The organism is Methylobacterium sp. D48H (genome assembly GCF_053345715.1).
The window spans coordinates 1-284 of record NZ_JBKFAP010000206.1; the positions used below are offsets into that span (position 1 = coordinate 1).

Below are 284 nucleotides of genomic sequence, written 5' to 3' on the forward strand. Positions count from 1 at the left end.
CTCGACCAGGCTGGCGGTCTTCTTGATGTCGGGCACGAGCTTGCCGAGCATGTCGCCGGCCTGCTGGGCGGCCTTGACGGTGTCGGACGAGAGCGTGCCGACCTCGGCCGCGGCCGCCTGGCTGCGCTCGGCGAGCTTGCGCACCTCGCTGGCGACCACCGCGAACCCGCGACCGTGCTCACCGGCCCGGGCCGCCTCCACGGCGGCATTGAGCGCCAGCAGGTCGGCCTGGCGGGCGATCTCCTGCACGATGGTGATCTTCTGGGCGATGGTCTGCATGGCCT

General features: G+C 71.8%; 1 protein-coding gene. It reads right to left on the bottom strand.

Annotated features, from left to right (window positions below; translation table 11 throughout):
- A partial coding sequence (locus ACLBX8_RS32145) for a methyl-accepting chemotaxis protein (RefSeq protein ID WP_447716466.1) occupies positions 1–284 on the bottom strand: 284 nt, incomplete at both ends.